The 252-nt window shown below is 41.7% G+C and carries 1 pseudogene; it reads right to left on the minus strand.

The annotated features are described in order from the left end of the window. A pseudogene (locus tag ACQCT8_RS19095) lies at positions 1 to 252 on the minus strand (IS5/IS1182 family transposase); the annotation flags it as partial.

The raw sequence follows: 252 nt of genomic DNA on the forward strand, positions 1-252 counted from the left end.
CACTTTCGTATACTTTGTACTCTCTGGTAAAGCCTTTGCGGTCGGTCTTCCGGGAATGATAACGGAAGGTAAGTTGCTGGTCATTTGGGCATTGGAAGGAGTCCGTTTCATTATTGTAGTTCCAGTTAGCCGTATTAAACGCATTTGTCTGATTGCGTTTCTTTTGTTCTTTCCGGTACGTATTATAGGTAATCAATGGTGTACTCTCCCGATTGTCCAATACATCCTGATAATTTTCTTCACTTCCATACC

The sequence above is a fragment of the Jeotgalibacillus proteolyticus genome (assembly GCF_050107735.1).
Classification (GTDB): Bacteria; Bacillota; Bacilli; order Bacillales; family Jeotgalibacillaceae; genus Jeotgalibacillus; species Jeotgalibacillus proteolyticus_A.